The following is an 18,640-nucleotide window of genomic DNA, read 5'->3' as shown; positions in this document are numbered from 1 at the left end:
GATGGACTCATGTATTCGATCCCGTGAAATCGATCCGCGTCATGGGCGTTTCGGCGTCTTTTTCGAAAAAAGATTTGCCAGCGGCTCGGAATCGAGCTGATCGGGTCGTTTTGACCCCAAGGAGTAGGGACATTCTTGTCCCGTGCTAACTTGGCTGGGAGTGGGGACATTCCTGTCCCGTTTTGAAGAACTCCCCAGCTTCGCTGGCTGGTTGAGAAAGACGGGACAAAAATGTCCCTGCTCCTTGCTTCAACTCCCCCTTACTTCCGCGCCAACAACAGCGCCAGCACCAGTGAGGTGGCCGCGAACAACAACGCCGCCAGTTTCCAGAACAGCACCGGGTTCCGCTCGATGAACGGCGTGTGGTCCGCGTGCCAAGGCCGCACCTTGTGCGGATTCGCCAGGTCGTGCAGCAGCTCGCTGAAGTGCTGGTAGCGCTTGTCCGGCTGGATCGCACAGGCGCGTAGCACCACCGCGTCCAACCACGGCGGCACCAGCGCGTTCAGCGTGCTTGGTGGCTTCGGCTCCTTGAACACCGGCGTCTGGAACCGCTCGATTTGCCCGAACGGCAGATCCCCGGTCAGGGCCTCGTAAAGCGTGACCCCGATCGAGAAAATCTCGCTGCGCTCGTTGATCGGCGAGTTCTTGAAACGCTCCGGCGCCAGGTAGCTCGCGGTGCCCGCCCGCGACCGGTGCGAGAACACCTCGCAGCACGAACCCAGGTCGACGACCTTGAAGAAAAGGGAATCGTAGGCCGTGCCGACCAACACGTTCTCCGGCTTGATGTCGCCGTGGACCAGATCGTGCCGTAGCAGGCGGATGCAGGCATCCACCAGGAAGGTGCCCAGCTTCACGGCCTCGTCCACCTGCAGGTGGCGCTGCCGCAGCCAGCCGTGGAGCCCCGGTGCGTCCACGAACTCCATATTATAATAGAGCGCCGTGCGCTGCGGGTTCTCCCACGCCTTCACGAACGCCGGATCATCCGAAAACCGGATCGCGTTCCACGTTTCCTTCAAAAAACCCTGGGCGATCACCGGATCGGTGCCGGCTTCCGTGGGCGCGAACTTCATCACCTGGCGGCAGCCCTCGCGCTCCGCCAGCCAGCAGCGGTCGTTCGCGCCGAACGAGCGGATCAACGTCCAGCCGTCGACCTTCTGGCCGTTGCTCAATTTTTCCGGCACCGGCAGTTGTCCGTCCCGGCGCTTCGCGGTCCAGCCCAGCGACACCACGTCGATCCGGATCGCGGCGCAATCGTCGCGCGACTCCGGCGGCGAGGCATCGCGCGCCTCGGTCGCGATCGCGCGGGCGGCCGCGCCCGCGGCCAGCTTGGCATGGAGTTCCTCCAGCGTGAGATGATGATGGATCCCGTCCGAGCATAGCAGCAGGACATCGTCCGGTTCGATCGAATGCCGGGCCGTGAAAACCTCGACCGTTTCACCGGTGCCGATCGCCTTCGTCAGCTTCAGCGGCAGCAGGGGATCGGTGTCGTCCTCGGTCAATTGGACGAGCTGGCCCTGGCGCAGCAGGTAGACCCGCGAGTCTCCGATGCCGACCACATGCAGCGTGCCCTCGTCATAGAGCGCCACCACCAGCGTGCAGACCATCTCCGGTCGCTCGAACCGCGCGTGCGATTCATTCCACAGCGTGCGGTTGATCAGGCGCACCGTTTCCCGCAGCGCCTTGCCGGGCGTCCATCCCAGCGGGTGGGTGCGGTAGTGGGTGACGATTTGGGAAACCGCGTGGTTCGCCGCCTCCCGGGCCGCGGGATCGGTCCCGGCCCCGTCGGCCAGCGCCGCCAGGAACCCGTCGTCCCAGCCGGCGTAGGAAACCGCATCCGATGAGGGCCCGTCTGGATCGCGCGGCAGGGCGCAAAGCGTGTGACGGACCTTCATCGGTGATGCGCGTTACAAGGAAATCAAATGCGGGCGTCGGCGCTCGCACCCCAGGTCGTGCGCCAGCGGGTCTTCACCAGCGAGAGGCCGGAGACCGCCACCAGGCAGAGGACCGCGAAGGCGATGAAGCCGGGCGAGCAGGAACCGAAGGATTGTTTGGCGATGCCCAGCGAGCTGGCAAGGTAGAAGCCGCCGAGGCCGCCGCCGCATCCCACCAGGCCGGTCATGATGCCCATGTCTTTCGCGAAACGCTGTGGCAGGAGCTGGAAGATCGAGCCGTTGCACATGCCGAGCGCGGCGCTCACGCCGAGGAACAGGCCGGTGTTCAGCCACAGCGAGTGCACGCCCGCGGAAACCAGCAGCAGCACCGCGGCGGAGGCGTAGAGCACCAGCATCGAGCGGATGCCGCCGATGCGGTCCGAGATCGCGCCGCCGATCGGGCGGGCCAGCGCGCCGACGCAGGTGCAGGCGGCGGCGAAGTCACCCGCCTTGATTGGAGAGAAGCCGAACTCGGAGCGGAAGTAGAGACCGTAGTAGCTGGCCAGACCCACGAAGCCACCGAACGAAACCGTGTAGTAGAAGCAGAACCAGTGGGCGTCCTTTTCCTTCAGCAGGCGCACGTAGTCGGAGAGCTTCTTCTTCACCACCGTGACCTGCGCTTCCTTCGAGAAGATCGTGTAGGCGGCGAAAGTGAGGAGCGCCGGGATCAGCGCGAAACCGAAGACCGACTGCCATCCATAGACGGCCGCCAGACGCGGGGCGATCAGGCTGTCCAGCACCACGCCGATGTTGCCGGCGCCCGCCAGGCCCAGCACCACGCCCTGCATGTTCGGCGGATACCAGCGGCCGGCCTGCGGCAGAGCCACCGCGAAGGAGGCTCCCGCCACGCCGAGCGCGAAGCCGAAGGCGATCACTGCGTGGAAATCCTTCAATCCGAAAACCCATCCCACCGTCAGCGCTCCGATCACGAAGAGCTGCGCGATGATGCCGGTGGTCTTCGCGCCGATGCGGTCCACCAGCAGGCCGAGCACCAGGCGGAGGATCGCACCGCTGAGAATCGGCACCGCCACCATCATGCCCTTCTGGCCTGGATCGAGTTTCAGCGACTCGGCGATCTGCGGGCCGAGGGCACCGAGGACCGTCCAAACCATGAACGAGAAGTCGAAGTAGAGGAACGCCGTGAGGAGCGTCGGCCAATGGCCGGAGGATTTCAGATCGCTGAGTTTCATATGGATGCCCGGAGGTTGGCTTCAGTTCCATTTCAGCAAGGGCCATGCCCGCTGGGAGGAACTATGAAAATGTCAGGTGCGTTTGGATCATGCGGATGAGCGATTTTGCTCATGCATCCGCATCACTGCCCCCGGTGACTGTACACACGCCCTCCCGGCCGGGGGGATCATCGGCCGGGAGGGTCCCATGTTTGGAAAATCAGGACGGCAGCAGCAGTTCGCTGGCCGCACGGAACAGGTCGTGGCGGTAGATGCGTGTCAGCGATCCGCCGGTGGTGTTGTCCGGCAGAAGGTCCGCGGCACGCATGCCGGCCAGGAACCAGGAAGCCTTGTCCGGCGTCGGGCAATTGACGTCCGAGCCGTGGAAAAGATGGAACGTGGAGGCGTCGACCGTGCCCTTGCCGGTGTCGAACGTCGGTCCCAGGCTGTTCCGCAGCGAAGCCTCGGAGGCTCCGGTGTAACGTTCCAGCGCGAGGATCCGGATCAGTTCGTCGCGGAAGGTCGGGGCCTGGCACAGGCGGCACGCATGCAGCAGCGCCGCGGTCATCGCCAGCAGTTCCTGGCGGCGCTCACCCGCCAGCTCGCCGCTCGCCACCAGCACCTTTTCCGGATGGCCGGAGGCGATCTGGGAAGAGGTCGCCGCGCACCAGCCCTGGCCGGAGAGGATCGATTCGGAATTCCATGGCTCGCCCACGCAGTAGCCGTCGAGGTGGCCGCTGGCGAGGTGCCCCGGCATCAGCGGCGGCGGCAGGAAGATCAGTTCGATGTCCCGGCCCGGCTGCACGCCGTGCTGGCGCAGCCACGATTGCAGCAGCAGGTGGTGGGAGGAATAGCGGTGCGCTGCCGCCATGGTGAACGGGCGGTTCTCCTTCCAATAGTGATTGATGAAACCAGCCAAGCCTTCGCCGCGGCCGATCATTTCCGCCGGGATCCGGTTCGAAAGCGTGATCGCATTGCCGTGGGCACTCAGCACCAGCGGCACGCAGACGTCGCGGCGGAGCTGCCCGATCCCCAACGTGAGGGAAAAAGCGAGGCCCGCGATCGATTGCGCCGCGTCCAGTTCGCCGAAAAACAGCATGTCCCGCACCGTGGCCCAGCCCGGCAGCCGCACCAGCTCCACATCGACGCCGTAGCGGTCGAAGAGGCCGGCTTCCTTGGCCACTGCGAGCGGGGCGCAGTCGTTCAGCGGCAGGAAACCGAGCCGGATGGGTTGCTTGGAGGCAGGCGGGATCGCGAACATGATCGCCTGTCAGCGGAAAGAGTGCCAAGTTTTCGGGTTTGGCATGAACGGTGCTGGATCGAAGTAAAATTTTCGATGAGCCGGAATCATGAGTGAGTTTCTTCCTGACCTTCGCCAAGTGCGTGCGTTCGTGGCTGTGGCCGACGAGGGCAGCTTCACATTGGCTGCCAAGCGGCTTTGTTTGACCCAATCAGCCATCAGCCATTCGCTTCGAGCCTTGGAGGAGCAGTTGGGATGCCGACTTTTGGACCGGCAGGGGAAAAAGACTGTCCCCACGCAGGAGGGTGAGGTCTTCATCCGTCGTTGCCGCCGCGCCCTCGCCGAGCTGGAGCACGCCGAGCGTGAGTTGGACGGCCTCAAGCGCTGGGGCCAGGCCCGCATCCGCGTGGGCGCTCCCCACAGCCTCTGCCACTTCCTCCTTCCCACTGTCCTGCGCGAGTTCCGCGATTGCTTCCCACGATGCGAACCAGTCATCGAGGCTGGCGACACCTCGTGGCTCATCACCCGTCTGGAGGAGCACGCCCTCGACATCGTCATCGGTCTTGGCAACGAAACCCAGCTCGACGAAGGCCGCCCGCTGTTCAGCGATGAAATGACCTTCATCGTCTCGCCTGCCCACCCGTGGGCGAATGGCACCAAGATCACTCCGGAGTCCCTCGCGGCGATGCACTTCATCGTCTACACCCGCTCCACCCAGACCCATCGTTATGTGGAAAGCTGGTTCGAGCAGCAGGGGATCCGTCTCCGAGCGCCGCTCGTCCTCGGGGACATGGAGGCGATCAAGGAGATGACCCGCATCGGCCTCGGCGTGGGCATCGTCGCCCCGTGGGTGGCTCGCAAGGAAATCGCCGATGGCCGCCTGGTCTCGATCCCCATGGGCGATACCGGTGTCCGCCGCGATTGGTCGGTCTTCACCCGCGTGAAGCGCAGCCTCACCCTCGTCGAGGAAACCTTCGTCGGCATCTGCGCGATGGTCGGCAAGGACCTCGCCCGTCCCACCGCGTTTTACTAAGCCTTGGAAACGAAGAACCCGGACGTCGCCGCCCGGGTTCTTCGAAATTCGGTTGATGGGTTCCGGCCTTCGCCGGAGCTCCAGAGTTACTTGCTCACGTTGAAGCGGAACTCGATCACGTCGCCATCCTTGACGACGTATTCCTTCCCTTCGATGCGGAGCTTGCCCTTTTCCTTCGCGGCGGTCTTCGAACCCAGCTCGACGAGGTCGTCGTAGTGGACGATTTCCGCGGCGATGAAACCGCGCTCGAAGTCGGTGTGGATCACGCCCGCGGCGGCCGGGGCCTTGTCGCCTTCATAGATCGTCCACGCGCGGGTCTCCTGCACGCCAGTGGTCAGGTAGGTGCGCAGGCCGAGCAGGTGATACACCCCGCGGATCAGCGCGGAGACACCGGAGTCGGAAACGCCCATGTCCTTCAGGAAGTCGGCGGCATCGGCTGGATCGAGGTCGATCAGCTCTTCCTCGATGCGGGCGGAGATGACGACCGCCTCGGCACCGGAGTGCTCGGCGGCGAACTTCCGCACCTTCGCCACCAGCGGATGGCTGTCCGGGTCGGCCTGGGCGGCACCCAGTTCATCCTCGGCCACGTTGCAGGCGTAGATGGTCTTCTTGGAGGAAAGCAGGAAGAAGTCCTTCACGATCGGCTTGTCCTCGTCGGCGAACTTCAGCGTCAGAGCCGGGTTGCCCTCGTTGAGGTGCGGCAGCAGGATGTCGATCAGTTCGACTTCCTTCTTCGATTCCTTGTCGCCGCCCTTGGCTTTCTTTTCGCGGGAGGAACGGCGCTTCTCGAGGGCGGCGATGTCCGCCAGGATCAGCTCGGCGTTGATGATTTCGATGTCGCGGATCGGATCGACGGAACCCAACTCGTGGATGATGTCGTCGTTCTCGAAGCAGCGCACCACCTGCACGATGGCGTCGGTTTCGCGGATGTTCGCCAGGAACTGGTTGCCCAGGCCCGCCCCTTCGGACGCGCCCTTCACCAGGCCGGCGATGTCCACGAACTCGATCGCGGTCGGCACCAGCTTCTGGGAGCCGGAGATTTTGGAAAGGACCTCGAGCCGCGTATCCGGCACCACCACGATGCCCACGTTGGGATCGATGGTGCAGAACGGGTAGTTCGCCGCCTCCGCCTTGCGGGAGCGGGTCACCGCATTGAAAAGGGTCGATTTTCCGACGTTGGGGAGTCCGACGATTCCAGCCTTCAGCATAGCGGCGGGAAGGTGGCGGGCGGAGGGGGGAGAGGGCGAGAAAAATCCACTCGCGGAGGAGGCGACCGGGAGGGGCGGGAAATTCCTTCGGGAAAAATGTGTTACCGCCCCGCGTGGCCACACCTCCCCCATGGCGTGCAGAGATTTCGCACGCGCCCATCGTTCGATTGCCATGAAACCCAAGAACTTAGTGAAATTTATCGGTCTCTTGACCATCTCCCTGTCCGGGGCCGGGGTGGCCACCGCCACGGACTATCAGTGGAACGGCACCACCAACAGCTCCTGGAACACCGCCTCGAACTGGTCGGCATCCACCGGGCCGGCGTATGGCGGCACCTACACCGCCGACCGCCTGCAGGTGTACAATGCGACCAATCCCGTGGTCTACGATCCGGTGGCCGATGGCGCGGGAGCGGTGACCACCACCTTCGGCGGAGCCGGTTCCGGCGGCGGCACCAGCGGCCGCGGCCTGGTGATTGGGAATACCGGCTTTGGCGATGGCGCGCTGACGGTCAATAGCGGCACCTTGAAAATCGGCGGCACCGCCAATGCCCTGATGGCGAACGCCCAGAATGCCAGCTTGACCGTGAACGGTGGCCTGATGGATCTCACCAGTACCAGCGGCACCGCCCTCATCGTCCTGTTTGGCGGTTCCAACGCGGTGACCAGCACCACCACCCTCAACGGCGGCGAGCTACGCACCCGGAATATCGACCTGAACAGCAGCAACACCAACGCCGGCTCCACCAGTTCCGTCACCTTGAACACCGGAGCCGTGCTCACCTGTAGCAGCTTCGTCCGGAGTTCCACCGCGGGGAACTCCACCGTCACCTTCGCGGGCGGAACCTTGAGGGCCAGGGTGGCCTCGACCACCTTCTTCAACGATCTCTCTCACACCACCACGGTGGTGAACGGCGCCGGTGCGATCATCGATAGCAATGGCTTCGACGTCACGATCGCCAAGCCGCTCACGGCGGGCACGGGCACCGGCGCGTTGACCAAGACCGGCACCGGCACCCTGACGCTGTCCGGGGCCAGCACCTACGCTGGAGGCACCGTGGTGAACCAAGGCTTCCTGACATTCGCCAATGCCACCGCCCTACCCACGACAGGAAACGTGTCGGTGAATGGCGAAGGATCGCTGACGACCACCGGCCCGCAGACCACCGTTACCGGATGGCTCGCGTCCGGGCGGTTGGATACGGCGTCGACGGGCGCCATCGCCATCACCGCGGCTTCTTCCGAGAACATCGATTTCACCGGCTTCAACAGCCTCGGCCTGTCGGCGGCGGGAACGTTCACCTATTCCGGAACCATCACCCCCGGCACGGGAGGCTACCGCTTCGGCGGCGGCCCGAACTCGCTCCTCACCGTGAGCTCGTCACTGGCGGATCAAGCCGGAGCCACCGGCTTGACGAAATACGGCGCGGGCACCCTGACCCTGTCCGGGACCAATGCCTACAGCGGCGGCACCACGGTCACCGCTGGCACGTTGGCGGCGGGCAGTGCCGCCCCCTTCGGCAGCGGTTCGGTGACCCTCGCGGGCGGCGGCTTGAGCCCGGGCGGCCAGAACGTTTCCAACAACATCGTTCTCGCCGGGCTCGGCACGCTCAGCGGCACCGGCACTCTGTCCGGGGTGATCTCGGAATCGGGCGGGGCCCGGTCGATCACCTCGTCCGGCACCATCACCCTGTCGGGCGCGAACACCTACACCGGCGACACCACCATCACCGGCGGCATCCTGACGATCAGCCATCCCAATGCACTCGGTGCGGCAGGCGGTGTGAACAGCGTGACCACCGATGGCGCGGTCCTCGCGCTGGCGGGAAACATCACCGTGACCGGCGAAAACATCTCCATTACCGGCACTGCGAACGCCCGCGGGGCCCTTCAGAGCTTTTTCGGAAACAACACCTTCGCGGGCAACGTCACCATCGCCAATGCCGCCACCCGCATAGGCTCTCAGGATGGCGCGGATCTCACGGTCAGCGGTACCATCACCGGCACGGGGGCGAATTCCAGCCTGGTCTTCCGCCCCGGGGCGGGCCGGGTCGTGACCTTGAGCGGCACCGGCAACTCCTGGGCGGGCTCCACTTCCACCTTCGGCGGCATCCTCAGGAATGGAGTCAACAACGCCGTCTCCACCGGCTCCGTGATGTCGATGGGCTTCGGCGGCGTGCTCACCACCGACAACACCTGGGACCTGAACGGCTTCAACCAGACGGTGGCAGGCCTGGCCAATCTCAATGGCATCCAGAGCGCCGGTCTCAACATCATCACCAACAGCGGGACCACCGACTCCGTGTTGACCTTGAGCGGCACCACCGACCGCTCCTTCACCGGCATCTTCACCGATGGTGCCACCCACAAGCTGGCGGTGGTGAAAAACGGCACCTACAAGCAAACCCTCACCGGCAGCAGCACCCACACCGGCGGCACCACCATTCATGCCGGCACGCTGGCGGTGACCTCGGCCACGACGTTCGCCGATGCCTCCGCCATCAGCCTCGACTCGACCGGCGCGACCCTCGAGCTGGCCTTCACCGGAACCGACACGGTGGCCCAGCTCTTCATCGGCGGGGTCCAGATGGCGGCAGGAACGTGGGGCGGCACCGGATCCGGCGCGGCCAATATCGACACCCGCTTCACCGGCTCCGGCACACTTACCGTGACCTCCAGTCCGCCAGCCGGGGGCTACGATGGCTGGGCCGCCGCCAAGGGGCTGACCGGCGCGAACAACGGCAAAGGACTCGATCCCGATACCGACGGGGTCACCAACCTCGCCGAATATGCCCTCGATGGGGATCCCTTGTCCGGCGCGATCGGTGGAAAGCGTGTCGTCAATGTCGCGACCGTGGGCTCCGAAAATGTGCTCACGCTGACCATCCCGGTTCGGACCACCGTCTTGTTCCCCACCTCCAATTCCGGCAACCTGATCGGTTCTGGCGAGGGGGTGACCTACACCATCCAGGCCAGCGGCGATCTCTCCAACTGGACCTCGATCACCGTGCTGGAAACCCCGGCCACCGGCACCGGCAGCCTGCCGACTCTGACTTCCGGCTACAGCTATCGGACCTTCTACGTTCCTAGTTCCGATCCAGCCCTGAATCAGAAGCTCTTCATGCGGGCGGTGATCACCGAAACGCCCTGAGATTTCCTGGGTAACATGCAATGAGTCCGCTCCGGTTTCCGAACCGGGGCGGATTTTCCATTTGGAGCCTCCCGCTCAGTTCGCCCGCGGCGGCAGCAGGCTGCCGTCCATCACGCCCGCATTGTTGGGCAGGGTCGGCTCCTTGAAATCCACCGGCCCCTTGAAGAAGCCCCAGAACCCACCTTCGTGTTGGCGCTGGCGGCTGTTCTCAAAGGCCAACGCCCGCTCTTGGCCGGTCGGCAGTTCCTTGAGATCCTTTTGTCGAACCTCCACCACCTTCACCTTCGCTGGCATCAGGTCGGTCACCGAAAACCGGGAAACCTTGGTCAGGCCGGCGGTCGTTTTATCCTTCAAGCTGTGCATCGCGCCGCAGGAAGCCAGCAGCAGGCACACCGGGGCCAGGCAGGTGGGAAGGAGTCGGAAGTTCATGGTAGTAAAGGCGGGACGACCTGTTACGTGGCGAAATCCATATCAGGTCGCGCCGCCTTGTCCATCCCGGCCTTTGGTGACGGATTGGTCACCTATTTCGGTTTGTCCGGAATCGGCACGATGGCGAGCCCGCTCCGCACCGGGTTCACCTCTTTCAGATAGAGTGCCAGCGCGCTTTCGCTGCGGGCCACCCACAGGCTGGATTCCAGTCCGGTGCTCAGCAGCATCGCCTGTTGGATCGGGAACTTCGGGAAAATCGTCTTGTCCGCCAGCATCCGCGCCAGTCCGTCGAGGGTGGCGCTCGGCACATACACGATCGCCCATTGGCCGCTGCCGGAGGACAGGAGGACGTTGCGGCGGGCGAAAATCTTCGTGTCCAGTCCCGCGGCGGGTTGGCCACCATCCACCACCAGCGGCCCGGCCTGGATGGCCTGGACCACCACGCCTTGGTCGAGCGATACCGCTGAGGCTTTCATCACCGAAAGGCGGCCTGCCCTCAATACCGCCACCGCCCCGGCGTTGACTCCCGTGTCGAGCGGGGAGATCTGTTTGGTATCCGAAACCACCAGCCCGACCGGCTTGCCATCCGGGCTGGTCACGCCCGCGCAGCACCCCGCGACCGCGCCGATTGCGGCGAAGGCGTCGCCCAGCGTTTGCCCCTGGGTGGTTGCGGGCTTGTCCCGGTCCACCACCCGCACCATTTCCCGCTTCTCGTCGAAGAGGAACCCGTGGCAGGTGCCTTCCCGACCGCCCGGAGCGGTTTTCGCATCGAAGCGGAAATACTCACCGCCGTGGGCGATGGCGGCGGTGGCGAGGAGGAGAAGAATACGCGGCAACATGATCAGCGGGATTTAAGGACGAGGAAATTGCGAACCGGCTTGTTCCAAATCGGGCGGGTGAAGGTGCCGCCGCCGGAGACGCTGTTGGAAATCCACAGTTCGGCGGAGCGACCACCGTCGAAATTGATCGCCATCGCCACCGGCCATCCGGCGGGAGACGAGCCCGCTAGCGCTTGGGAAATCTCCGCCAGCGTGCAAGCTCCGCTGCGGGCCATCAGCCAGCGCGCGCCACCGTCCCACAGCAGCACCGAGCGCGGACTGGATTTGACGTTGTCGAGACCACCGACCGCCTCGGTCCGTTCCACCAGCAGCGGACCGGCCTGGATCAGTTCCCGCATGGCGCGCGCACTGCCGCTACCGATCTTCTCCCGCCGAGCGATGCCGCTGCGTCCGCCGCCGTCCTCATACCACACGGCGGAGCCGAGCGAGGAGCCGCCGTTCCAGCCACCGCGCGCCGTTCCGCCCGTGACCACGAGCCCGAGCGGACTGCCTTCCGGAGTGAAGAAACCGGCATTGATCGCCGCGATGCCATGCAGCGCCTGCCCCGCGGCCTGGCTGTCCGCCCATTGCGAACCCGGGCCGCCCGCTTGATCCGCCACCTCCAGCCGGTGCGTCCGCGAATCGAACGCCACCCCGTCCAAGGATATTCCACCCACCCCGGTCACCACGTGGCGCGGTGCGGCGGCGGGATGGCTGGCCGCCACTGGCACGCTCTCAACCGGGGCGGGGGAGAGCGTAGGTGCCGTTGACCCGACCTTCGGCTTGGCTGCGGCGGTCACCGGTTCCCGGGGGTGAGGCGCAGGGGAAACCTTGGGCTTCACCGGCGAACACCCCACCGCCAGCAGTGCCAGCCCACAGCCTAACCATCGCGATTGATTCACCCCCGATCGTTGCCACGGCCCATCCGGCTTTGCAACTTCGCCCTCTAATTCCGGCTGGCGACTCCCAGCAGCGTCTGGAATCCAGGCGCGTTCGGCTCGCGGTCGGCCACCATCGTCTCCACGGTGGCAAACCCGGCCTTCTCCAGCATCCCGGCCAGATCGCTTTCGGCGAAACCCAGCCAGCGGTCGGCATAAAGTTCCCGGGCTTCCTCGAAACTGTGCTGGAGCAGATCCAGCACGATCAACTGCCCGCCCGGTTTCAGCATCCGGAAGGCCGCATCGAGCGCCCGCTGTGGGTGCTCGGCGTGGTGCAGGGCCTGGCTGAGGATCGCCAGATCCACCGTCCCGGCCTCGATCGGCGGCGCTTCGATGTCGCCGAGACGGTATTCCAAGTTCGGTAGACCGTGCTTCACTGCCAGCTCGCGGCCGAATTCGACCATCTTCGGCGAAAGGTCCACCGCGATCACCTTTTCCGCCCGCCGGGCCAGCAATTGGGAAAGCGTGCCCTCACCGGCTCCGAGGTCCGCCACCACCCGGTAGTTCAGCACCCGCAGCATCGCTTCCGCCAGCCCCTTCCACGAGCGGCCCGGCACGTAGTCGCGCCCGAAGCGCCCCGCCAGTTCATCGAAGTAGGCGCGCGAGGCGTCCTTGCGCTTGGAAACCAGGTGCCGCAGCGCCGCCGCGTCCTTCTCCACCTCCCGCACCTCCTTCGCCGCGAGCCGGGCGACCTCCATCAGATCCGGAGCCGCGGCACAGGAGTAGATGTTGTTCTTTCCGCTGCGCTCGTCCTCCACCAGCTCCTCCGTCTTCATCTGGGATAGCTGGGTGGAAATCCGGCTCTGGCCCATTCCCAGGATCTCCTGCAACTCGGCCACCGACAACGCCTCCCGCTCCAGCAGCATCAGGATGCGGAGCCGGGTCGGATCGGCCAGGAGCTTCAGGGATTTGAGCATTGACGCCATGTGCCCAGCGATTACATCAACGCATCACGATTTGACGATACGAAAATCGATTCCCGCATGAGCACCTACATTTTCTCCTCCGAGTCCGTCGGCGAAGGCCATCCCGACAAAGTGGCGGACACGATCTCCGATGCGATCCTCGATGCCGTCCTCGCGCAGGACCCGAAGGGCCGCGTGGCGTGCGAAACCCTGGTGAAGAGCAATGTCGTCGTCATCGCCGGCGAGCTCACCACCACCGCCAAGCTCGACTTCGAAGCCATCGTCCGCCAGGCCGTCCGCGGCATCGGCTACACCAACAACGACGACGTCTTCCACGCCGACACGATCTTCATCAACAACTACCTCACCGGCCAGTCCCCGGACATCGCCCAGGGCGTGGACGCGAAGAAGGCCAAGGGCAAGAAGACCGCCGAGCAGGGCGCGGGTGACCAGGGCATCATGTTCGGCTACGCCTGCGACGAAACGCCGGAGCTCATGCCCGCCCCGGTCATGTTCGCCCACCGCCTCGGCCGCGAGCTCACCGCGATTCGCAAGTCCGGCAAGGTGAAATGGCTCCGCCCGGACGCGAAGTCCCAGGTGTCCGTCGAGTACGTCGACGGCAAGCCGACCCGCATCGTCAACGTCGTCATCTCCACCCAGCACGCTGCGGGTGTGGAGCACGCCGAGATCGAGAAATTCTGCATCGAGAAGGTCATCAAGAAAGTCCTTCCGAAGAACATGCTCAAGGGCACCGAGTTCCTCATCAACCCGACCGGCAACTTCGTGATCGGCGGTCCGCAGGGTGACTCCGGCCTCACCGGCCGCAAGATCATCGTCGACACCTACGGCGGCACCGGCCGCCACGGTGGCGGTGCTTTCTCCGGCAAGGACCCGTCCAAGGTCGACCGCTCCGCCGCCTACATGGGCCGCTGGGTCGCCAAGAACGTCGTCGCCGCCGGCCTCGCCAAGCGTTGCGAAGTCCAGTTCGCCTACGCCATCGGCCACCCGCTTCCCGTCAGCGTCCATGTCGACACCTTCGGCACCGGCACCAAGCCCGACGCCGACATCCTCGCCGGCATCCTGAAGGTCTTCTCCTTCAAGCCCGCCGACATCATCAAGCAGCTCAACCTGCTCCGCCCGATCTACTCGAAGTCCACCAACTACGGCCACTTCGGCAAGGACGACGAGGACCTCACCTGGGAGCGTACCGACAAGGCCGCGGCTCTGAAGAAGGCCGTTCGCTGAAGCTCACAGAAGCAAGACTTCAAGAAGTAAGAAGGAAGAGAAGAGGAAGAAAGGAGCCTCATGCCGCAGCACAAGTTTGAAGATCTTGAGGTCTGGAAACGCAGCTCGCGGCTTGCGGTGTCGGTTTTGGAACTCATCGACTCCATCCGCTTGTTCGCTCTTCGCGATCAGATGGCTCGCTGCTGCATCTCGGTTCCTTCCAACATCGCGGAAGGGGCCGAGCGAGAAAGCGACAAAGAGTTCCGACGTTTCCTTGCGATCGCCAAAGGTTCTGCGGGAGAACTCCGGACCCAACTCTACATCGGCCTTCGCGCCGGAGTCTTCACCCAAGAGGCTGCCGCCCCCCTTATCCAAGAGGCTCGCGAGATTTCTTCGATGATCGAAGGTCTCCGCAAGAAACTCGGCGGTGGAGGCATGTTCAACGCTCTTCTCTCCCTCTTCTTCTGATCTTACTTCTTACTTCTTCCAGTCTTACGTCTCCAACCACCACCACCAAAACGCTTATGTCTTCCTCCACACTCGCCCCGGCCCCGAAGGCCGCCGCCGACTACAAAGTCGCCGACATCTCCCTCGCCGAATTCGGCCGCAAGGAGATTGAAATCGCCGAGCACGAAATGCCGGGCCTGATGGCCACCCGCGCCAAGTACGGCCCGGAGAAGCCGCTCCAGGGCGTCCGCATCATGGGCTCGCTGCACATGACCATCCAGACCGCCGTGCTCATCGAGACCCTCGTCGAGCTCGGTGCTGAAGTGCGCTGGGTGTCCTGCAACATCTTCTCCACCCAGGACCACGCCGCCGCGGCCATCGCCGCCGCCGGCATCCCCGTCTTCGCCTGGAAGGGCGAGACGCTGGAAGAGTATTGGTGGTGTACCTGGCAGGCCCTCGTCAATCCGGCCGGCCTCGGCCCGGAACTCATCGTCGATGACGGTGGCGACGCGACCCTCCTCATCCACAAGGGCTACGAACTCGAGAACGGTTCCGACTGGGTCAACACCCCGTCCGGTTCCCACGAGGAGCAGGTCATCAAGGACCTCCTCAAGAAGGTCCACGCCGAACAGCCGGGCATCTTCGCGACCATCGTGAAGGACTGGAAGGGCGTTTCGGAAGAAACCACCACTGGTGTCCACCGCCTCTATCAGATGGCGAAGGCCGGCACGCTGCTCGTTCCCGCGATCAACGTGAACGACTCCGTCACCAAGTCGAAGTTCGACAACCTCTACGGCTGCCGCGAGTCGCTCGTCGATGGCATCAAGCGCGCCACCGACGTCATGATCTCCGGCAAGGTCGGTGTGGTCTGTGGCTACGGTGATGTCGGCAAGGGCTGCGCCCAAGCCCTCCGCGGCCAGGGTGCCCAGGTTGTCGTGACCGAAGTCGATCCGATCTGCGCCCTGCAGGCCGCGATGGAAGGCTTCCGCGTGCTGCCCGTCGAGGACACCCTCGGCTGGGGCGACATCTACGTCACCACCACGGGCAACAAGGACATCATCCGCCTTGAGCACATGGAGAAGATGAAGGACCAGGCCATCGTCTGCAACATCGGCCACTTCGACAACGAGATCCAGATCGACAAGCTCAACAACGCCGCCGGCGTGGTGCGCAACAACATCAAGCCCCAGGTCGACAAGTACACGTTCCCGACCGGCAACAGCATCTACATGCTCGCCGAAGGCCGCCTAGTGAACCTCGGCTGCGCCACCGGCCACCCGTCGTTCGTGATGTCGAACAGCTTCACCAACCAGACCCTCGCCCAGATCGACCTCTGGAAGAACCGCGCCACCAACAAGGCCGGTGAGGTGAAGGTGCTCTCGAAGCAGCTCGACGAGGAAGTCGCCCGCCTCCACCTCGCCAAGGTGGGGGCCAAGCTCACCGTCCTCACCCAGGACCAGGCCGATTACATCAGCGTCCCGGTGGAAGGCCCGTACAAGCCGGAGCACTACCGCTACTGAAGCGTTTTCCCAAAAGGCCCCGCCGGTTCTCCGGCGGGGCCTTTTTCGTGAGGAGTTGAGGCTTCAGCCGAGGAAGGTCTTCAGGGAGGCGGAGTTTTTCTCGCGATCTTTTGGAAGAGGCCCGCGAAGTCATCCGCCTTCAAAAATAGCATCTCAATTCCAAGTGCCCTCCGCCGCGGAATCTGCTTCGATCAACGCCAATGGTCCCCCAAGTGATCAAACTCTGTTGCAACGGCTGTGGCTCGGACTTGCAGGTTGGCGATGATGTCCGCTTCCTCACCTGCAACTACTGCCATTCCAAGCTGGAGGTTGTCCGTGACGTCACCGCCACCCACACCCGCGTGCTGGAGAAGCTCGAGCGCGCCACCGACCGGATCGCGGGAAACTTGAAGGTGATCGAACTCCAGAACGACCTTGAGCGCGTCGATCGGGAGTGGGAAGCCCGCAGGCAATCCCTGCTCGTTCGCGGCCAGAACGGCGGACTGTATGAACCCTCGGCCATCGGATCCGTGATCGGGAGCTTGGCGGCTATCCTCGGTGGAATCGTCCTCGCCTTGTTCCTCAGCAACAACACGGTGGGTTATTTCCCATTGTTCGGCCTGCTCTTTTCCTGCATCGGATTCATGAATCTGGTCAGCGGCCTGTCCAAGTCATCGGCCTTCCGGGACGGAAGGAGCCGCCATCGCCAGCAGCGTGAGCAGCTCATCGGCGAGATCGAACGTGAGCGCCGGAGATAGGGTGACCGGCTTCACGGGTTCGGGCTTTTCTCATGGGGCTCGTTGGGGTTCGTGGTCCGGGCTTCGGTGACTTTTGGCGCCTCCTCGTCGAGGGCGTTCCGGCTGGTCAGGGTTTTGACCACCGTGCCAGCCTCGGGAATCCGGAAGCCCAGGTAAGCACCAGCGGAAAGCCCCATCAGAGCCAACAACGTGGCGGAGAAATCCGGCATGGCCAGCTTTCCGAGGACACTCGTGACGAACACGAGACCCAATCCCAAGGTCCAGGCCATCATCTGGAAGCGGTGGAGGGTGATTTCTCCATTCTCGCTGAGCAGGTCCACCAGGCAGCGCTGGAATTTCGCGTGGCGAAGGTACTCCAACTGCCGTTGGTATTCGAGATGATCCTGAAGCAGGGGCTCGATTTCTTCAGGCGGCTTGCTCTCCTTGATGGCCAACTGCCATTTTTCGGTCGCTGCGGTGGCGAAGCCTTTGACCAGTTCCAAGAGTTTGGCGGCGGGCATACCGCTGCGGTTGGCCATGGAGGCGTTGTAAGCTTCGAGCTGGGAGTCGGTGTTCTTGATCGAGGAGATGGCGGCGGAACCCGTCGCGGTCGCGAGAGCGATGCCGGTCAGGTAAAGGGCCGTGTCCGAGAGCACCGGTACGGCTCCAATCATCAGCCACAGGTAGAGAAACGAGGCGAGGATGATGACGAACCAGAATGCCAGTTGGAAGTGGCTGAGGCTGAGTTGACATCTGCCATCAGGGCGTCGTCTCATGTTGCAGGATCTCAGGATGTTTGTCTTGAGGGACAGGTAGATCATCAGGGAAAAGATCAGCCCGAAGGTCGCGATGACCCACGCCACCTTCCAGCCGGGGACGAGGACGAGCTTCGGTTGTTGGGCTGGAGTTGCCCCGTCAGGGCGGACGATCGAAGGGGACACCAACGGGTCGCCGCCGGGAACCGGAATGCCCAGGGTGATGTGCACCTTTTTCGAAATGCCGATGCTCCGCGTGAGTTTCTCGAAGTTCGTCCTGTCGACTTCCGGGGAGTCGTCCGGGTTGATTTCAAAGACGAGATCGTCGGACCGGTCCGGATCGGGACTTGGTCCTTGGGCGCTGGCTGGCCAGTAGACGCCGCTGTCCTGGGCGTTGATGGGGTGATAGCCGGTCAGGTGGAGGCCGTTGATGATGGGATACATTCGTTCCCGGCAGTGGAAGAAGAGGGTGCTGAAGCGCTTCTGCGCGCGATCGTTCTTCTCCTTCCTGGCATCGTCCGTTTCCAATGAGACGGGCACCCCCTTGCCGCCGGTTTTCAGGGGGAGTTTGAGAACGCTTTTCGCGTAGTTGACGAGAAGGTAGGGCTCCTTGTCCTTTTCCTCCAGCGTCAACGCCTCTTGGCCATCGATGCGCTCGTAGGCCAACAGGCGAAGCAGCCATCCATCTAGATCGCGGAAGCGGACGCAGATCCTCTCGGAAAGCTGGAGGCGGGGCGTTTCCTTGGTGTTGGACGGCGCGTTGTCCTCGGGCCAGGCACCCACGACGCCGATATACATCGGCGTGTCGCTGTCACGCCCGGTGTTGCTCCACCAACTGTGTTGCTGGAGGTTCGTGGTCGAGGTCTCGAAGGCTTCGCGGGGAGGACGTGATGAATGGTCCTTGAAATTCGAGCGGATCTGGCCAGCGATGCTTACCAGGACCGGAGCCGCCAGAATCAGGATGGACAGGCCATATAACGCCAATGTCCGTGCCTTTCCGGACTGCTGGGTGGGTGACGAGGTGGATTCCATGTGAACTGGCATGAGGGTTTCAAAATGGGTGCGATGATGATGAATGGAGGTTTTGAGTTATGGCGATGTTTTTATGGTTACGCTATATGCATGTTTTATGCCGGGCGTGGGCTGTGCTGCCTCG

The 18,640-nt window shown here is 63.8% G+C and carries 15 protein-coding genes; 6 read left to right on the top strand and 9 right to left on the bottom strand.

The features are described from left to right. Positions 1 to 260: 260 nt before the first annotated feature. The 3 genes from llg_RS22975 to llg_RS22965 form a co-directional block, all read right to left on the bottom strand. The gene (locus tag llg_RS22975; protein ID WP_338287427.1) at positions 261 to 1,892 is read right to left on the bottom strand and encodes a protein phosphatase 2C domain-containing protein; all 1,632 of its coding nucleotides are present in this window, start codon (positions 1,890 to 1,892) and stop codon (positions 261 to 263) included. A gap of 23 nt (positions 1,893 to 1,915) precedes the next feature. Beyond that, positions 1,916 to 3,121, bottom strand: coding sequence for a nitrate/nitrite transporter (locus tag llg_RS22970; protein WP_338287426.1), 1,206 nt, complete (start codon positions 3,119 to 3,121; stop codon positions 1,916 to 1,918). Positions 3,122 to 3,320: 199 nt separating this feature from the next. Next, on the bottom strand, positions 3,321 to 4,361 hold the full coding sequence (locus llg_RS22965) for a CmpA/NrtA family ABC transporter substrate-binding protein (protein ID WP_338287425.1): 1,041 nt from the start codon (positions 4,359 to 4,361) through the stop codon (positions 3,321 to 3,323). A gap of 118 nt (positions 4,362 to 4,479) precedes the next feature. Here llg_RS22965 and llg_RS22960 point away from each other — a divergent pair, with 118 nt between their 5' ends. Then, positions 4,480 to 5,373, top strand: coding sequence for a LysR family transcriptional regulator (locus tag llg_RS22960; protein ID WP_338287424.1), 894 nt, complete (start codon positions 4,480 to 4,482; stop codon positions 5,371 to 5,373). A gap of 86 nt (positions 5,374 to 5,459) precedes the next feature. Here llg_RS22960 and ychF read toward each other — a convergent pair whose 3' ends face one another. After that, positions 5,460 to 6,581, bottom strand: a complete 1,122-nt coding sequence (gene ychF, locus llg_RS22955; protein ID WP_338287423.1) for a redox-regulated ATPase YchF — start codon at positions 6,579 to 6,581, stop codon at positions 5,460 to 5,462. Positions 6,582 to 6,753: 172 nt separating this feature from the next. On the opposite strand from ychF, the gene llg_RS22950 reads away from it, so the two are divergent. Further along, positions 6,754 to 9,732: an autotransporter-associated beta strand repeat-containing protein gene (locus tag llg_RS22950; RefSeq protein WP_338287422.1), complete on the top strand. Its 2,979-nt coding sequence runs from the start codon at positions 6,754 to 6,756 to the stop codon at positions 9,730 to 9,732. Positions 9,733 to 9,807: 75 nt separating this feature from the next. On the opposite strand, the gene llg_RS22945 is transcribed toward llg_RS22950, so the two are convergent. From llg_RS22945 to llg_RS22930, 4 genes are all read right to left on the bottom strand, one after another. Next, positions 9,808 to 10,161, bottom strand: coding sequence for a hypothetical protein (locus llg_RS22945; protein WP_338287421.1), 354 nt, complete (start codon positions 10,159 to 10,161; stop codon positions 9,808 to 9,810). A 92-nt stretch (positions 10,162 to 10,253) separates the two neighbouring features. Next, positions 10,254 to 11,000, bottom strand: a complete 747-nt coding sequence (locus llg_RS22940; protein ID WP_338287420.1) for a phosphodiester glycosidase family protein — start codon at positions 10,998 to 11,000, stop codon at positions 10,254 to 10,256. A gap of 2 nt (positions 11,001 to 11,002) precedes the next feature. After that, positions 11,003 to 11,779, bottom strand: a complete 777-nt coding sequence (locus llg_RS22935; RefSeq protein WP_338287419.1) for a phosphodiester glycosidase family protein — start codon at positions 11,777 to 11,779, stop codon at positions 11,003 to 11,005. Positions 11,780 to 11,925: 146 nt separating this feature from the next. Then, a complete protein-coding gene (locus tag llg_RS22930) occupies positions 11,926 to 12,843 on the bottom strand; it encodes a metalloregulator ArsR/SmtB family transcription factor (protein ID WP_345789183.1) in 918 nt (305 codons plus the stop codon). A gap of 57 nt (positions 12,844 to 12,900) precedes the next feature. Here llg_RS22930 and metK point away from each other — a divergent pair, with 57 nt between their 5' ends. From metK to llg_RS22910, 4 genes are all read left to right on the top strand, one after another. Further along, positions 12,901 to 14,067 (top strand): methionine adenosyltransferase, encoded by a 1,167-nt coding sequence (metK, locus tag llg_RS22925; protein ID WP_338287417.1) that lies wholly within the window; start codon positions 12,901 to 12,903, stop codon positions 14,065 to 14,067. Positions 14,068 to 14,127: 60 nt separating this feature from the next. Continuing rightward, positions 14,128 to 14,514 carry a four helix bundle protein gene (locus tag llg_RS22920; RefSeq protein WP_338287416.1) on the top strand — a complete coding sequence of 129 codons (387 nt, stop codon included), beginning with the start codon at positions 14,128 to 14,130 and terminating at the stop codon, positions 14,512 to 14,514. Between the two features lie 56 nt (positions 14,515 to 14,570). Next, positions 14,571 to 16,013, top strand: a complete 1,443-nt coding sequence (ahcY, locus tag llg_RS22915) for an adenosylhomocysteinase (protein ID WP_338287414.1) — start codon at positions 14,571 to 14,573, stop codon at positions 16,011 to 16,013. Positions 16,014 to 16,225: 212 nt separating this feature from the next. Beyond that, on the top strand, positions 16,226 to 16,750 hold the full coding sequence (locus llg_RS22910; protein WP_338287413.1) for a hypothetical protein: 525 nt from the start codon (positions 16,226 to 16,228) through the stop codon (positions 16,748 to 16,750). Between the two features lie 11 nt (positions 16,751 to 16,761). Here the strand turns inward: llg_RS22910 and llg_RS22905 are convergent, their stop codons facing one another. Continuing rightward, on the bottom strand, positions 16,762 to 18,528 hold the full coding sequence (locus tag llg_RS22905) for a hypothetical protein (RefSeq protein WP_338287412.1): 1,767 nt from the start codon (positions 18,526 to 18,528) through the stop codon (positions 16,762 to 16,764). Positions 18,529 to 18,640 lie beyond the last annotated feature (112 nt).

Origin of the sequence: Luteolibacter sp. LG18, assembly GCF_036322585.1 — a bacterium.
In the GTDB taxonomy this organism is placed as follows: Bacteria; Verrucomicrobiota; Verrucomicrobiia; order Verrucomicrobiales; family Akkermansiaceae; genus Luteolibacter.
This window is presented reverse-complemented; position numbering and strand designations above follow the sequence as displayed.

What these genes read in the sequence shown, in the direction of transcription:
- llg_RS22975 (WP_338287427.1), bottom strand. Translation starts at nt 1,892, where the DNA reads ATGAAGGTCCGTCACACGCTTTGCGCCCTGCCGCGCGATCCAGACGGG.
- llg_RS22970 (WP_338287426.1), bottom strand. Translation starts at nt 3,121, where the DNA reads ATGAAACTCAGCGATCTGAAATCCTCCGGCCATTGGCCGACGCTCCTC.
- llg_RS22965 (WP_338287425.1), bottom strand. Translation starts at nt 4,361, where the DNA reads ATGTTCGCGATCCCGCCTGCCTCCAAGCAACCCATCCGGCTCGGTTTC.
- ychF (WP_338287423.1), bottom strand. Translation starts at nt 6,581, where the DNA reads ATGCTGAAGGCTGGAATCGTCGGACTCCCCAACGTCGGAAAATCGACC.
- llg_RS22950 (WP_338287422.1), top strand. Translation starts at nt 6,754, where the DNA reads ATGAAACCCAAGAACTTAGTGAAATTTATCGGTCTCTTGACCATCTCC.
- llg_RS22945 (WP_338287421.1), bottom strand. Translation starts at nt 10,161, where the DNA reads ATGAACTTCCGACTCCTTCCCACCTGCCTGGCCCCGGTGTGCCTGCTG.
- llg_RS22940 (WP_338287420.1), bottom strand. Translation starts at nt 11,000, where the DNA reads ATGTTGCCGCGTATTCTTCTCCTCCTCGCCACCGCCGCCATCGCCCAC.
- llg_RS22930 (WP_345789183.1), bottom strand. Translation starts at nt 12,843, where the DNA reads ATGGCGTCAATGCTCAAATCCCTGAAGCTCCTGGCCGATCCGACCCGG.
- metK (WP_338287417.1), top strand. Translation starts at nt 12,901, where the DNA reads ATGAGCACCTACATTTTCTCCTCCGAGTCCGTCGGCGAAGGCCATCCC.
- llg_RS22920 (WP_338287416.1), top strand. Translation starts at nt 14,128, where the DNA reads ATGCCGCAGCACAAGTTTGAAGATCTTGAGGTCTGGAAACGCAGCTCG.
- ahcY (WP_338287414.1), top strand. Translation starts at nt 14,571, where the DNA reads ATGTCTTCCTCCACACTCGCCCCGGCCCCGAAGGCCGCCGCCGACTAC.
- llg_RS22905 (WP_338287412.1), bottom strand. Translation starts at nt 18,528, where the DNA reads ATGCCAGTTCACATGGAATCCACCTCGTCACCCACCCAGCAGTCCGGA.